The sequence below is a fragment of the Ochrobactrum sp. SFR4 genome (assembly GCF_019730395.1).
Lineage (GTDB): Bacteria > Pseudomonadota > Alphaproteobacteria > Rhizobiales > Rhizobiaceae > Pseudochrobactrum.
Map to the genome: position 1 here is coordinate 1 of NZ_JAAPBB010001346.1, position 238 is coordinate 238.

Consider the following 238-nt stretch of genomic DNA (forward strand, 5'->3'; position numbering starts at 1 on the left):
CTGCGTTCCAAAGCACTGCTGCTGGATGAGCCGATGGCAGGCATGGGGCCTGAGGGCTCCAAGCAACTGACCGGCTTTCTGGATGTATTGCGTGAAGAAGTGCCGGTTTTGCTGGTTGAACACGATATGGATGCCGTTTTTGCTCTGGCCGACCGTATTTCTGTGCTGGTTTATGGCCGTGTAGTTGCCAGCGGAACGGTGGCGGAAATCCGCAGTAATCCGCTGGTGCGTGAAGCCT

At 56.3% G+C, this 238-nt stretch carries 1 protein-coding gene; it reads left to right on the forward strand.

The genetic code is table 11. The features are described 5' to 3' along the window. Nucleotides 1–238, forward strand: a 238-nt coding sequence (locus tag HBA93_RS23405) for an ABC transporter ATP-binding protein C-terminal domain-containing protein (RefSeq protein WP_502910194.1), incomplete at both ends; no start/stop codon positions are given.